We start from the raw sequence: 14563 nt of genomic DNA, 5'->3' as shown, positions 1-14563 counted from the left end.
GGGGCTAGTCTTGTTTTTTGCCCGAGGCTTACCTATATACTCAGTAACAACCCCTATTCAATTCTATCCATGGGTGACTAATGGAAAATTCTTCACTTGAAAATCGCACAAAACCGGAAAAGATAGTGCCGGTGCTTCCTTTGCGCGATGTCGTAGTTTATCCCCATATGGTTATACCCCTGTTCGTCGGCAGGGAGAAATCTATCCTGGCCCTGGACTCCGCCATGCGGGATAACAAACAGATCTTGCTGGTGGCTCAGAAAGAAGCCGAAATGGATGACCCCAGCTTCGACGATTTGTACCGGGTCGGCACTTTATCCAACATCTTGCAGCTGTTGAAGCTTCCCGACGGTACAGTGAAAGTGCTGGTGGAGGGCAGCGAGCGCTGCAAGGTGGAGAAATATCAGCTCGCCGAGAAGCACTATGTAGCGGTTGTCTCGCCGCAGTTGGACGAAATCAATGTCAGTGATCAGGAAGTCGACGTATTAATGCGTACCGCGATCAATACGTTCGACCATTACGTCAAGCTCAATAAACGGATACCGCCTGAAGTGCTGAATTCTCTTGCCGGCATCGATGATCCGAGCCGGCTGGCGGACACCATCGCCGCGCATATGACTATCAAAATCGAAGACAAACAGTCGATTTTGGAGATGAGCGATGTGACGGCTAGGTTGGAGCGCTTGATGACCCTCATGGAGGGAGAGGTGGATATGCTGGAGATGGAGAAGCGTATCCGCGGCCGGGTCAAGCAGCAGATGGAGAAAAATCAGCGCGAATATTATTTGAACGAGCAAATGAAGGCCATCCAGAAGGAACTGGGAGAAATGGAGGATGCGCCGAACGAATTCGAGGAACTATCGCGCAAGATCGCGAAGGCCGGGATGCCCGAGGCAGCGCGCACCAAAGCTGAAACGGAGTTGAACAAACTCAAGCTGATGTCGCCGATGTCCGCCGAGGCTACGGTCGTCAGGAACTACGTCGACTGGATGGTGAACATGCCATGGAAGAAGCGCACCAAGATCAGTCACGATTTACGGCGTGCCGAGGAAATCCTGGAGGCCGATCACTATGGCTTGGAAAAGGTCAAAGAGCGCATCCTTGAGTATCTGGCCGTCCAGCAGCGCGTCAAGAAGCCGAAAGGGCCTATCTTGTGTCTGGTCGGACCGCCGGGTGTGGGTAAGACCTCGCTCGGTCAATCGATTGCGCGGGCGACCAACCGGAAGTATGTTCGCATGGCTTTGGGCGGCGTTCGCGATGAGGCGGAAATTCGCGGTCACCGCAGAACCTACATAGGCTCGATGCCCGGTAAGATCTTGCAGAATCTCGCCAAGGTAAAGAGCCGCAACCCGATCTTCATGCTGGACGAGATCGACAAGATGGCGATGGATTTCCGCGGCGACCCCGCGGCCGCACTATTGGAAGTCTTGGATCCGGAGCAGAACCATGCCTTTAACGACCATTACTTGGAGGTCGATTTCGATTTATCCGAGGTGATGTTCATTGCTACGGCGAACACTTTGAACATCCCAGCACCACTCCTGGATCGCATGGAGGTCATTCGAATAGCGGGGTACACGGAGGACGAAAAAGTCAATATCGCCATGCGTTATCTGATCCCCAAGCAAGTCAAGAGCAATGGCCTTAAGGACAGCGAAATTCATATCACCGAATCGGCGGTAAGGGACATTATCCGGTTTTATACGCGGGAAGCTGGGGTTCGTGGTCTGGAACGCGAAATCGCCAAGATTTGCCGCAAGGTTGTAAAGAGTCTAGTGCTCAAACCGAGCACGAAGAGAGTGAATGTGACTCATCGCAACGTGGACGATTTCTTAGGCGTCCGGCGCTATCGCTACGGGCGGGCCGAAGAGAACGATCAGATCGGACAAGTTACGGGCTTGGCCTGGACCGAGGTGGGAGGCGAGCTCCTTACCATCGAGTCCGTGGTTATGCCGGGAACTGGCAAGCAAACCTATACCGGCAAGCTCGGTGAAGTGATGCAGGAGTCTATCCAAACAGCCGTAACAGTGGCGCGTAGCCGTGCAGAGAAGCTGGGTATCGATCCGGCGTTCTATCAGAACCACGACGTACATATTCATGTGCCAGAAGGAGCGACGCCCAAAGACGGTCCGAGCGCCGGCATTGGTATGTGTACGGCTTTGGTTTCCGCGCTGACGCGGATCCCGGTGCGATCGGACGTGGCGATGACCGGCGAGATCACGCTTCGCGGAGAGGTGTTGCCTATTGGAGGATTGAAGGAGAAGCTGCTAGCAGCACATCGAGGTGGTATTTCGACCGTATTGATTCCTCAGGAAAACGAAAAGGATTTGGCTGAGATTCCGAAAAACATTAAACAGGATCTCAAGATCGTGCCGGTTCGTTATATTGATCAAGTTCTCGAGACTGCTCTGAAGCATATGCCGGAGCCGGTGAAACCACCGGTTACGTCCGAGTCCGAGAGCGTAACCAAATCGACAGGTACGGCTGGCATGATTGTTGCTCATTAAGCTGAGGCCTGGGCGCGCGCCTCGCGTGTTTGGAGACGTTGGGGATCGCCAAAATCTCCTGAACCCCAGGCGCCGCGCGGCTTGACAGTGCTTTTTGTCTACTGCTACAGTTCGGCCGGCGAGTTCAGGCGTAGCCGGCAGCATGTTGGGATTGACGAAGTCGTGCGGCAATGTCAAGAACTTAGATTCACCATTTTCGAGCAAAGGGGGAAAGAATGAATAAAGCGGAACTCATAGAGGCGATTGCTAAGTCAGCCGACTTGACAAAGGCTGATGCCGGGCGCGCACTCGACGGTATGATTGACGCTATCACAACGGCTTTAAAGAACGGAGAAACAGTTTCGCTCGTGGGGTTTGGTTCCTTTGGGGTTAAAGAACGTGCCGAGCGTCAAGGCCGTAATCCGCAGACGAAAAAACCGATTACCATTAAAGCGGCAAGAATTCCCTCGTTCAAAGCTGGTAAAGCACTGAAAGATGCTGTAAACTAAATAGCTCTTTCGGGTGCTTAGCTCAGCTGGGAGAGCATCGCCCTTACAAGGCGAGGGTCGTAGGTTCGATCCCTACAGCACCCACCATCAATTGGAGCGGTAGTTCAGTTGGTTAGAATACCGGCCTGTCACGCCGGGGGTCGCGGGTTCGAGCCCCGTCCGCTCCGCCAAATATTACAAAGCCCGCGGCCGTAAGGCTGCGGGCTTTTTTGTTAGAGTGGACGGCTGTCCCGTCTTGTCGTTAATGAAAGCTTTCAAAGCTGCATCAGGTCCTGCATATGCTTCAAGCGATTCGTGATCGTGCTCAAGGCATCTTTGCCTGGGTCATGTTGATTCTTATCGGCGTGCCGTTCGCTCTATGGGGAATTCAGAATTATCTGGACTCCGGCAAAGAGCGGCCACTGGCCGTCGTCGGTGACAGGGATATCTTCGAGCGTGAGGTGAACCAAGTTTATCAGCAGAGTTTGGCAAATCTGGTGGGCTTGGCCGACGTCGACGAGAAGCAGCTGAAGCAGGATGCCCTGGAAAAGCTGATTCGAGACGAAATCATTGCGCAGAATGCGGAAGCCAAGAGCCTCGCGGTCAGCGATAACGCGGTTCGCGATTTCATCCAGACACTTCCTTATTTTCAAACCGACGGCAGGTTTGACAAGGAAAAATACAACATCATGCTGTCGTCCCAAGGTCTCAGTTCTGCCCAGTTCATCGCACGGGTGAGACGAGCGTTGTTGATGGAGCAGTACCAGCGAGGATTGCTGGATAGCGCCTTCGTGACATCGAACCAGTTGGAAACGCTCTTTCGACTCAAGAATCAGGAGCGCGAAGTCGAATATCTCAAAGTGCCTTTAAGTGTATCGACACGTGTCATTTCCGATGCCGAAATCGAGGAGTATTACCGGAAAAATCTGTCTGCGTATCAGATCCCCGAGCGCGTTTCCATCGAGTATATCGCGGTTCGTCTCGAGGATATCGCGAAGGAAATTCAGGTTACCGAGGATGATCTACGCAATCTGTACGAAGAACAGAAGGCCAGCTTCACGACCGAAGAACGACGCAAAGTTAGCCATATCCTTGTAACGGTCGACTCGGAAGGTGATAAGACGGCCGAGCAAGCGGCTATGACCAAGATAAATCAGATCCGAGACCGCCTCGCAAAGGGGGAAGACTTCGCGAAAGTCGCGAAGGAAACGTCGGATGACCCGGTATCCGCACAGAACGGCGGCGATCTGGGCTTCGTTTCCAAGGGCGCCATGGAGCAGAATTTCGCCGAAGCGGCATTCGCCCTGAAACAGGGGGAGCTTTCCGAGCCCGTAAGAACATCTTTCGGTTATCACTTGATCAAAGTGACCGAAGTATCTCCGGCCAAGGTCAAGGCATTCGATGAAGTGAAAGATGAGTTGCTGAAAACCTTCCAGCGCAATGCCGCAGAGAACAAGTTTTATGAACAGGGGCAAACGTTGACCGAGCTCAGCTTTGAGCATCCCGACAGTCTGGAACCAGCGGCAAAAGCGCTCAATCTGAAAATCGAGAGCACCGACTACTTTACGCGCGAAGAGGGAGAAGGTATCGCCGCCGAGCCGAAAATCAGAGAAGCTGCGTTCAGCGAGGATGTTTTAAACGGCCGGAACAGCGATCCGCTCGAATTGGGGAGCGATGTGGCGGTTGTTTTGCGGGTGAAAGGACACGAGCCCGCTGCCGACAAGCCTCTCGCAGACGTAAAGGACGAAATCATTGCCAAATTGCGCGCCGAGGATGCGCGGCAGGCGACTCGCAAGCAAGCGGAAGAACTCTTGCGTGAAGCGCAGCGAGGTGTTCGGCTTCCAGAGTTGGCCAAGAAACACGGTATGCAGGTTTTCAAGGAACCCAATCTGCGCCGCGACGCTACGAACGTTTCGCCGGCTCTAGCCAATGCCGCGTTCAAGGCTGAAAGGCCCTCGACGGAACGGCCCGTCATCTCGACCGCGGAGCTCGAAAACGGAGACTATGCCGTTTTCAAACTTACCGCCGTCAAGGATGGTGCCGCGCAGGGCGATCCCAAGGAAACGGACGCGGCCCGACAGTTCCTGGTTAAGAATACCGCGCAACGTGAATTTTCTTCCTTCATCGCGCAGTTGCGGGAGTCGGCCGATGTTTACGTCAAGCCGGAGACTGAAGACTGATTCGATTTTTCCGGCTTAGAGCTGCGAAAGTTTGAATCCTTTCACTTGTAATTGGTCGAGGAAGCCGTGTTCGCCGACCAGGTAGCCGGCTTCCAGTACCACGAAATAAGTCCGACCGTCCGCAGCCAGTTCCGCGATTTTTTCAGCGATCGCCGCGATCCGATCAAACCTTAAGACTTTGGCCAGCTTGGCTGACGCTGGAAGGCTATCGGAGCGGCGACGCATGATTGACTCGACGGCCGAGGTATCACCTTTCGCCCATGCTTCGGCCAACGATTTGAAATACCCGTCTCCTCGTTCGATCTCATTTAGAGTCTGCACCAACATCTGCTCCTGCTCGATCTCGGACAAGCCATCCATAAGCTTTGCTTGTTCCTCGACCGCGTCCAATTGGATGATGGGCTTTCGCATCTCCGCGTCTTTGATCACCATCTTGTCGCCACTGAACTCCGGCGTGTAACCCGCTTGCTTGGCGGCCTGATGCATCAAGCTCAGCGACGCCAACCACGGCTTTTGTGTGCGAAGGGTTTCCTCCGAGAGGCCCAGCATCTTAGAGACCTTGAGCACTCTTTCCCAAGTGGGGGCCGTGACGTGCTTGCTCAGATCGGAGTTGTCCACGTAGACGCCCTGGTTTGCCGCGACACTAAGTAGCTCAGCCTCCGGAAGTGCAGCGATGTTCACTCCGACGACGAGTACATCGGACTCCGACAGCGCTTCCGTTATAACGTCCGGCAGGGGATACATGTCTTTCTCGCCATAAGGAAGGGCTCCCATTACATAGACCGTGCCCTGTGCGGAATTCGCTTTCCAAAGGAAATGGGCCGCGTCAGAGCTTTGTACCGATCGAGACAACCCAGGGGGAAGTTGAGCCGAGGTCAAGTCTTGGCAAGGCCGGTCTTGATAGAAGACCTTGTTTTTTTTATCCAAGCACTTATATACATCTGCGGACACCGAGGTCGGCATGACCGCGAGTACGGAAACGAACAGACTAGCGAGTTTTGTGAAATGGAACATAGGTGTCGTTTTCCCGGCGAACAACAAGTCGGCGAAGTCACTCGATGACACTTCAACTGTAGCTGAAGTGTCAGAGTTGACAATCTCGGTCGGAGAGAAAGGAATCTCGAAACCGGCCGAAAGGAAGGTTGCTAGGGAACTGATCGAACGGATTGCGTGAACCGCCCTCTTCGCGGGGCTAGGGCGTGCGGTCGAAATGCCGGACCTCTTTGCTAGTCCGTAGGGTGAACCTTTGACTTTTCGTTTCGATCAAAAGTGAATAGCGCAAACGGCGGTCGTAACGGCAGTCTTGCCGCCGGCCGACCTGAAAGTCGCTAAAGGAGGCGTATGAAAATCGCGCAGGTAGCGCCGTTGTACGAAAGCGTGCCGCCCAAACTCTATGGTGGCACGGAGCGCATTGTACATTACCTTACCGAAGAGCTCGTTGGCGCTGGACATGATGTGATGCTCTTCGCCAGTGCTGATTCGGAGACGAGTGCCGTTCTCGAGCCGATTGTCCCGAAAGCGCTGCGTCTCGACAACGATGTCGTAGATCCGTTACTGCCCCACCTCCTGATGATGGATAGGGTGCGCAGAATGGCCGGTGAGTTCGATATCATTCACTTTCATACCGGTTGTCTCCACTTTCCGGTCTTTCGTGAATGTTCGACCCCGCACGTTACCACTTTGCATGGACGCTTAGATATCAGGGAATTAGTCCCTCTCATAGAAGCTTTTCCGGATACGCCGTTGGTTTCTATTTCGGATTACCAACGTAGACCGGTCAGCTTGGGAAATTGGGTGGCGACCGTTTATCACGGTTTGCCGGAGGATCTTTACACTTTTCGTGCGGAACCGGGTACTTATCTGGCGTTTCTGGGGCGTATTTCCCCTGAAAAGCGGGTCGATCGAGCGATCGAAATCGCGATTCGTGCTGGTATGCCGCTTAAGATTGCAGCCAAAGTCGACAAGGCCGACCGCGAATATTTCGATCAAAAGATCAAGCATCTTCTTAAACATCCTTTGGTGGAATATATCGGTGAAGTCAATGAACGAGAGAAAAACGAACTGCTCGGGAATGCCTATGCCTTGCTTTTTCCTATAGACTGGCCTGAACCATTCGGCCTCGTTATGATTGAAGCGATGGCTTGCGGTACGCCAGTGATCGCCTTCCGGAACGGTTCGGTGCCGGAAGTCATGCGGCACGGAGCGACGGGGTTCATCGTCGAGGACATTAAGCAAGCGGTTGCGGCCGTCGAGCGGATAGGCGAAATCAGTCGGATAACCTGTCGTAAGGAGTTCGAAAGTCGCTTTTCCGCCCGCCGCATGGCGAATGACTATGTTCAAATTTATAGGCAGCTCAGTGAGAAACGTAAGCAAAGAGTGTCACCGACGCTTAAAGTTCTCGGTATGGAGACCGTCGAACGCCTTCCTATGGTGGGCAAACTAATCTAGTTCTTTCCAATTATTGCAATGGGGGGAGCCGTGGAAGACGCTGCTTCCAACGAGAACCAGTGGTATGTTGCCGCCACGACGCTTCGGAGCGATGAACCGGCGCGGGTCCTGAAGGCAGAAGATACCTTCGGGATCTTTGATCGGCACGGCGACATCCATCAGGTAACTTCGAGCGAACAGGGACTCTATCACGGGGGGACGAGTTATTTGTCCCACTTTGAGTTGAGAATCAACGGACAGCGTCCGTTGATTCTCAATTCCACCATCAAGAAGGACAACAGCTTGCTGGCGGTCGACATGACCATGCCCGATCTTTTTAAAGATGACGTTCTGGTCATTCCGAGGGGCAGTGTGCATGTGTTCCGATCGGTGGTCTTGGCAAGCCCAGCCCGGCACGAGCATTTACGTTTGGTTAATTACAGCGATCAAACGGTTGATTTGAAGGTGGAGTTCCGGTTCGCCAGCGATTACCGGGACATTTTCGAAGTCCGAGGCGTGCACAGACCGGCTCGGGGTACCATGCTGGCACCGGAGATCACGGAAGATACCGTGGTGCTGGGTTACCGTGGTTTGGACGGCGAGCTGCGGCGAACGCACATTCGATTCCATTGGCATCCTGATCAGATCAATGATTCGTGTTGCAGCACGACGCTTCGACTGGGCGTACACGGCGAGAGTCATTTGCACGTCACGATCAGCTGCTTGACCGACGGTGCCGAGGTCCCGACATGCGACTATTACCAAGCTATTGATCGTATAGGAGCCAGCATCGCCGCTGCCCGGTCGAGCGTCGGCCACATTGTGACTTCAAACGAGCAATTCAACGATTGGCTTGGCCGGTCTGCCGCCGATCTTGATATGTTGGTCACGCAAACGGACCACGGGCCGTATCCCTATGCCGGCGTTCCTTGGTTTAGTACGCCTTTCGGTCGGGACGGCATCATCACAGCGCTGCAGACGCTCTGGATTCGCCCGGAGCTCGCCAAGGGTGTCATCACCTATCTGGCGGCGACCCAAGCCGAGTCTTTGGAACCCGAACGCGATGCTGAGCCCGGCAAGATTTTGCATGAAGCAAGGTCCGGCGAAATGGCGGCATTAGGAGAAATTCCCTTTAAGCGCTACTACGGTACGGTGGACGCTACACCGCTCTTCATCGTTCTCGCCGGTTACTATTTTCGCCGTACCGGAGACCGAGATTTCATCGAGTCGGTCTGGCCTCATATCGAAAGGGCTCTGAACTGGATCGACCAACACGGCGATTGGGACGGCGACGGCTTCGTTGAATACGCCCGGCACAGTGCGAATGGCTTGATACAACAGGGCTGGAAGGATTCCAACGACTCGGTGTTTCACGCCGATGGAAGCCTGGCGCCAGCGCCTGTCGCGCTGTGCGAGGTTCAAGGCTATGTTTACGAGGCCAAGTTATTAGCGGCCGAGCTTGCCGAAGTGTTGGGCCGGGGGAAATGGGCGCAGCGCTTGCGCCAGGAGGCGGCGATACTGAAAAGGCGGTTCAACGAGGCGTTCTGGCTCGATGAACTGAACACATTCGCACTTGCCCTGGACGGCGAAAAACGCCGCTGCAGCGTACGTGCCTCCAATGCAGGCCATGCTTTGTTTACCGGTATCGCGTATCCCGATTACGCCCTCCGGACCGCGGAGACGCTGCTGGCAACGGATTCCTTCAGTGGCTGGGGGATTCGTACGGTCGCAGAGGGGCAGAGCCGCTACAATCCGATGTCGTACCATAACGGTTCGGTCTGGCCACACGATAGCGCCATAGCGGCCATGGGTTTGGCGCGCTATGGTTTCAAAGACAAGGCCATGAAGATATTGACTGGATTGTTCGAGGCCGCGGTATTTCTCGATCTGCACCGCTTGCCAGAATTATTCTGTGGATTTACGCGGCTTCCGGGGCAGGGTCCCACGCTGTATCCGGTGGCGTGCTCGCCGCAGGCATGGGCTAGCGGGGCGGTATTCCAGCTTTTGCAAAGCTGTCTCGGGTTGAGCTTTGCGCCGGAAAAGCCGCAGATCAGGTTTTATCATCCTCAGCTTCCGAGTTATCTCAGTTGGCTTAGAATCAGCAACCTGCGTTTCGACGCCGGCGTAATCGATCTGGCTTTGACGCGCCATGCACACGACGTTGGCATCAACGTTGAGCGCAAGGAAGGCGACATCGAGGTGGCGGTGGTGGTCTGACTCGGATTGTTTTCCGTCCGAAAAGAAGCGATTGTCCCCAGGGCGACCGATACGCGGTATTCAGGACTCGAGCAGAAGCTGCGCCAAGTCGCGGGCATTGCGTTGCGCGAAATTTCCGAAGTTATTGTTGAACACCACGTGGACTTCCCGCGCCTTCGACGCGAGCGTTTTGACCGCGCCTACCAACTTGCGCAACTCGTCGGTCGAATAGAGGTAATTGAAGCGCTCGGCGGACGATTCGAGTCCTTTCTGACTCCAGGTCTCCCGCTTTCGGCCGTGTAAGCGAACCACGGCGATTTCGGGGGTAGTGACTTCCCAGACGGACGGAATGCTGCTCGCGAATCCCTGCGGTTCGTCTACGACCACATGGGTCAGTCCGAGACGCCGTTCGAATTCGAGCGCGTTCTCCCGATGTTGGTCATCAAACCAAGATCGATGACGGAATTCCACGGCGACACGAAACCCTTCCATCATCCGGGCGCAAGCGGCGATATGTTCGAGGTTGCTCTGGCGAAAAACGAACCACGGCGGGAACTGAAACAGCACGACGCCGAGCTTGCCGGCGTCTTTCAGCGGCCGAAGCGCTGAGCGGAACCGCTGCCAGAGTTCGTCGCGAAGTTCTTCCGGCAGGTCGTGATAATAAATATGCTGTTTTTCGACCGCTCCCAAAGCGACGCGAATATCTACCGGGAGCACTTTGGGCGGTGTTTGGTGTTGCGTGAACAGCCGAAAGCTCTTGATATCGAAGCGGAAATCCGCCGGAGTTCGTTCGGCCCATAACGCGGCATTCCGTTCCGAGGGTAGAGCGTAATAACTGCTGTCGACCTCCACCAAAGGGAATTGACTGGCGTAGTAAGCCAGCCGATCCGATGGCGTCTTGATGTGGGCCGGATAGAACAAGCCGGAGTCGATCAGGTTCTTATCAGCCCAAGATGCAGTGCCTACCAGAATCATCGTTTCCCTCGAAGTTGGGGACCAGGATACGTGGGTATCGGCGTAGCGGGGCCGGTTCTCGCAAGAACCAGACGATGTTCCCCTATCGGTCGACGAAACCACGCTTCTCCACACTTCGACAACGATCCGGGCGGAAAAGTCGTTCCCCCGGGGCACGGACTGGCTAGGCTTTGCCGGAAGGTGACTCAGCGGTTCGTTCAAACGGTTCTGATCGCTGGATCAGTGCAGCCACTGGCGGATTGCGGCATATTGAAAGGCAAGGCTCTTGTGGATCAGCTTGATCACCCCCCGGTGCCAATCGGCGACGGATCTTTCCAAAAACCAAAGCGGCAAAAGGCTGAAAGCTTGCAATGCGACCGTGCCGTACTGGGTGGCCAGAGAGAAGATGCTGGTATCCACCGTGGAAAGCAGGGCCATGGAGCGCACGCGTGCCTTGGCGCTGGTGCGCCAGTAGGAGAAGATGCATTCTCGGAGTAGTAATGCCTCCGGCGTCTGGGCTAGAAATGCCTCGCGCAGTTCTTCCGCTAGGGTGCGGCGGGTCAGCTCGAGACGCCCGCAGCGGCGAGCATAGCGGCGAAGGGCGGCGGCTATGTTGAAGTCGGTTTCGGCGAGCGCGTCGCGCAAGATCAGCGCATCCTTGACCGCGGCGGTTATTCCGGACGCGGTTAACGGATGACAGCAGCCTCTCGCATCCCCGACCAACGCCGCGTTGCCTTGTATGCTGGTGTTCGGGACAATGCAGAAATTCGCTGCCGCCAAAGGTTTGCTCTTAGCCAGGACGCGTTCGATATCGTGTCTTAAGGCGGTCGGGAAGAGTTCGAGATGAGTCTTGATCGATTCCTTCGAGTCAGCGCCCTTCAGCACCTCGAACATGATCCTCGCCCGGCCGTTCCCGATGGCGTAGGCGTAGGCGACACCGGCCGAAGTCAAGAAAATATGGCCATAGCCGTTATTGGGCAGATGGGTGTCTTCCACTTCGACGCCCACCATTCCGGAATAACGTCGAGTCTCGTGGGAAATCCCGATCATCTTGCGCACCCGCGACATCGGTCCATCGGCGCCTAGCATGAGCCCCGGGCGAATTCGAATTTCGGCGCCGTTACAGTGCACAACGGCCGTGAAGGGCCCTTCGCGATTCCCTTCGATTCGCGCGATCCTCGCGCCGATATGGGCGGTCACGCCGGGAAACCGCTGCACCGTTTCGAGCAGATGATGTTTTAGGATTCGGTGCTCGATCGCCCGACCTAAACTGCGAATTCCCGGCCTTTCTCCGTAGCATAGGATCACCGAACTTCTATCGGCGGGGAAGATCGCAAAACCTTTTACCGGCGAACCAGGCATGGCTCGGTCGTCCAGCAATCCGAGCCGACATAGATCTTCGATGCCGGGCGGATGGATGAGCTCCCCGGCGAGGCGTCTACCCTGGGCCGGATCGGGTTCAATAATCAAGATGCGCAGCCCGAGCTGCGAGAGTGCCGCGGCCGCGGCTGTACCGGCGACTCCGCCGCCGGCGATGAGAACGTCGACATCTTCCTGATGAATAGAGCTTCCTTGCATAGTTCCATCTCGATAGTGGGCGAGAGCAGCCAAAGCGGACTGCACCTCGGCGATTGAACGTCGCAGAACCGATCGATGGCCGTCGGCGGCGCAATGTCAGAGCCGTGCCGGTCATCGCGGCAAAGCGATTTTCAGCGGACTTCCAATCCGCACCCGGGCGCTTTGCCGAAAAATCGGCGCCGAGCCCAAAACACCCATCTTGACCTAGGTTGGGCCGTGGAGAGCCAGCAACCGTGCATAACGGGATAACGCTCGGGTCGGGAAACAGACGTGATAAAGGCGATAATCCAACATCGCCGAGCCGAAGAAGACACCATTGACCGCTTGTCTGGGCCAACCGCCGTCATGCCGTTGCTGGCGGATCAGCCATTCGAATCCGCGTCTGACCGACTCGTGGTCGGGCGGAAGGATTTCGAGCAGCGCGAGCAAAGCCCAACTGGTCATGACGACTTGGCTTCGCACGTGAGCGACGTAGCGGCCCTTGAGACAGCCGGAATAATGCTCGCCCCAGCCCCCGTCGGGTCGCTGTTTTCGAACCAGCCAGCGGGCCGCCGCCTGGAGCGTCGGGTCAGAGGCAGGCATCCCGGCCGCCCGCAGTCCCTTGCTTGCCATATAGATGGCATAGGTGTAATTGATTCCCCAAAATCCCGGATAGGATCCATCGGCGAGCTGGCGTCGGCGGAGGAAGGCGACGGCGTTGCGTATCGCCCGTTCGATCGCTCCGCCCGAAAAGTCGGGATAATGCTTCCGGTAATGTCCGAGAGCGGCCAGCGCCGAACCAGTACACTCGATGTAAGAGAGTTCGGTCATGCACTGGCCGAACATTTCGGACGGATTGATCGTTTCGAGCAGTTTGCCGCCGCGGCGGCGTTCGTAGGTGCCGAACCCGCCGTCCGCATTCTGTCGCGACAGTATAAAAGTCACGGCTTGGCGCAGGCGTTCCGGCTCGATCGGCGACGCTACCGTGTACAGGGGATGTTCGTAAAGCGCTAGCAGGGCGATCAAGGCTTCGGCGGTACAGTCGCTCACCGGCCAACGATGTAGGCCGTCGGAAAAGCACCAGCCGCCGAGCGCCGGGTCCCTCCAGGCCGCTTCGTAATCCGGAAGCTCTTCAGTCGTCTGAGCATTCTTGAGGAATTCATGCGCTCGCTCGAGTGCTTCCGCCGTTCCTTCGACATTCGCCGGCGCGTCGACCAGGGCCTGAATCGCGAAAGCCGTGTCCCAAGTGTTGGAGCGCGCTCCCGCATAGCGGATGCCGTTTTCCTCGTCCTCCCAACGCCACGCCTCGACACCTTCGATACTGGGGCCAAGGTCGGGGTGGGTCGGATCGCGGGCGAAAATGGCGAGACAATTCAGGAGTCCGCTGACCGGGGAAATTCCCTGATAGCGGGTTACCCGCTGCTCGTAAAGTATCCGCTCGAAGCACAGGTCGATCGCTTTTTGCCGCAGCGTTGCGCTGTGGCGGCGCTCGTAAGCGGCCAAGAGTCTGTAAATCTTGCGCAATACTGGGCTTATGGGAACATACACGTCGGTCGCTGCCAGGGTGTTGCGCAGGGCGGGAAAATCGATGGTTTCGTAGGGTTCCCGATAAAGTTCTTGGCGCAATTGATCTCGGAGCTTATCCGGAAGGCTTGCCCGAAAGCGCATGCCGTAAAGAAAGGCCAATCCCAAATAAATTTGACGGGTATGGCAGTAGTAACGCCGCGGGTGTATCGGCACCCATTCCGGCAGCAGGAAAAGTTCCGGTGGAATGCCGTTGAGCCCTTCGTAGGCGTAGAGGTCCAGCATGGCCAGCCAAAACTTGCCCCAAGTCGGGATGCCTTTGACGCCATAGGGTTGCGAATGCAGCCACCGGCGCGCCATCACGAGCATAGGTGATGTGGCGGGAACGCCGATAAGCCTCAGGGCGACATAACCAAGCGTGGTGAAAAAGACGTAGCCCTGTGATTCCGGGTGCATACCCCAAGAACCGTCGTCCCGCTGGCTTTTTTCGAAATAAAGGATAATGCGCGCCTTTTCCGCATCGCCATACGGACGGCCTACGATGGTACGCACGATAACGGCTTGGGCGAGAATCATGGTGCACCAGACCATTTCCCCTTCCCAGTCGCCGTTGGGTCCCTGTAGATCGAGCAAGTGCCGCAGTGCGCGGCGATTGGCTTCGAAAACGGCGCCATGAGACAGAGCCGGCGTCTCGGTTCCGGCTTGTCCGTCGATAGCTTCATTCCATTGACGTTTCACGAACATTGCCCAA

General features: G+C 55.9%; 9 protein-coding genes and 2 tRNA genes. 7 read left to right on the top strand and 4 right to left on the bottom strand.

Features of this window, described 5'->3' with window-relative positions; translation table 11 throughout:
• Positions 1-80 precede the first annotated feature (80 nt).
• The 5 genes from lon to QEN43_RS11045 all read left to right on the top strand — a co-directional run bounded on the left by lon (position 81) and on the right by QEN43_RS11045 (position 5154).
• Positions 81-2507: an endopeptidase La gene (gene lon, locus QEN43_RS11065; RefSeq protein WP_026611426.1), complete on the top strand. Its 2427-nt coding sequence runs from the start codon at positions 81-83 to the stop codon at positions 2505-2507.
• Positions 2508-2722: 215 nt separating this feature from the next.
• Positions 2723-2995: an HU family DNA-binding protein gene (locus QEN43_RS11060; protein ID WP_026611427.1), complete on the top strand. Its 273-nt coding sequence runs from the start codon at positions 2723-2725 to the stop codon at positions 2993-2995.
• An 11-nt stretch (positions 2996-3006) separates the two neighbouring features.
• Positions 3007-3082: transfer RNA gene (locus QEN43_RS11055), tRNA-Val, on the top strand.
• 6 nt (positions 3083-3088) lie between these two features.
• Positions 3089-3165, top strand: a tRNA-Asp gene (locus QEN43_RS11050).
• Between the two features lie 108 nt (positions 3166-3273).
• Entirely contained in the window at positions 3274-5154 is a 1881-nt protein-coding gene (locus QEN43_RS11045) for a SurA N-terminal domain-containing protein (RefSeq protein ID WP_026611428.1), read from the top strand.
• A gap of 15 nt (positions 5155-5169) precedes the next feature.
• Here the strand turns inward: QEN43_RS11045 and QEN43_RS11040 are convergent, their stop codons facing one another.
• Positions 5170-6117 (bottom strand): TraB/GumN family protein, encoded by a 948-nt coding sequence (locus QEN43_RS11040; protein ID WP_317964074.1) that lies wholly within the window; start codon positions 6115-6117, stop codon positions 5170-5172.
• 378 nt (positions 6118-6495) lie between these two features.
• Here QEN43_RS11040 and QEN43_RS11035 point away from each other — a divergent pair, with 378 nt between their 5' ends.
• Positions 6496-7602, top strand: coding sequence for a glycosyltransferase family 4 protein (locus QEN43_RS11035; RefSeq protein ID WP_051331929.1), 1107 nt, complete (start codon positions 6496-6498; stop codon positions 7600-7602).
• A 30-nt stretch (positions 7603-7632) separates the two neighbouring features.
• Positions 7633-9798, top strand: a complete 2166-nt coding sequence (locus tag QEN43_RS11030) for an amylo-alpha-1,6-glucosidase (protein WP_026611431.1) — start codon at positions 7633-7635, stop codon at positions 9796-9798.
• Positions 9799-9858: 60 nt separating this feature from the next.
• Here the strand turns inward: QEN43_RS11030 and QEN43_RS11025 are convergent, their stop codons facing one another.
• From QEN43_RS11025 to QEN43_RS11015, 3 genes are all read right to left on the bottom strand, one after another.
• Positions 9859-10752 (bottom strand): DUF72 domain-containing protein, encoded by an 894-nt coding sequence (locus QEN43_RS11025; RefSeq protein ID WP_026611432.1) that lies wholly within the window; start codon positions 10750-10752, stop codon positions 9859-9861.
• Positions 10753-10971: 219 nt separating this feature from the next.
• On the bottom strand, positions 10972-12309 hold the full coding sequence (locus QEN43_RS11020) for an FAD-dependent oxidoreductase (RefSeq protein WP_026611433.1): 1338 nt from the start codon (positions 12307-12309) through the stop codon (positions 10972-10974).
• Between the two features lie 204 nt (positions 12310-12513).
• Positions 12514-14550, bottom strand: coding sequence for a 2,3-oxidosqualene cyclase (locus QEN43_RS11015; RefSeq protein ID WP_235726671.1), 2037 nt, complete (start codon positions 14548-14550; stop codon positions 12514-12516).
• Positions 14551-14563 lie beyond the last annotated feature (13 nt).

Origin of the sequence: Methylocaldum szegediense, assembly GCF_949769195.1 — a bacterium.
In the GTDB taxonomy this organism is placed as follows: Bacteria; Pseudomonadota; Gammaproteobacteria; order Methylococcales; family Methylococcaceae; genus Methylocaldum; species Methylocaldum szegediense.
The sequence above is the reverse complement of the archived record's forward strand: the minus strand, read 5'-3'. Positions and strand labels throughout refer to the sequence as shown.

Coding starts and splice junctions, on each gene's coding strand:
- lon (WP_026611426.1), top strand. CDS start 81: ATGGAAAATTCTTCACTTGAAAATCGCACAAAACCGGAAAAGATAGTG.
- QEN43_RS11060 (WP_026611427.1), top strand. CDS start 2,723: ATGAATAAAGCGGAACTCATAGAGGCGATTGCTAAGTCAGCCGACTTG.
- QEN43_RS11045 (WP_026611428.1), top strand. CDS start 3,274: ATGCTTCAAGCGATTCGTGATCGTGCTCAAGGCATCTTTGCCTGGGTC.
- QEN43_RS11040 (WP_317964074.1), bottom strand. CDS start 6,117: ATGCCGACCTCGGTGTCCGCAGATGTATATAAGTGCTTGGATAAAAAA.
- QEN43_RS11035 (WP_051331929.1), top strand. CDS start 6,496: ATGAAAATCGCGCAGGTAGCGCCGTTGTACGAAAGCGTGCCGCCCAAA.
- QEN43_RS11025 (WP_026611432.1), bottom strand. CDS start 10,752: ATGATTCTGGTAGGCACTGCATCTTGGGCTGATAAGAACCTGATCGAC.
- QEN43_RS11020 (WP_026611433.1), bottom strand. CDS start 12,309: ATGCAAGGAAGCTCTATTCATCAGGAAGATGTCGACGTTCTCATCGCC.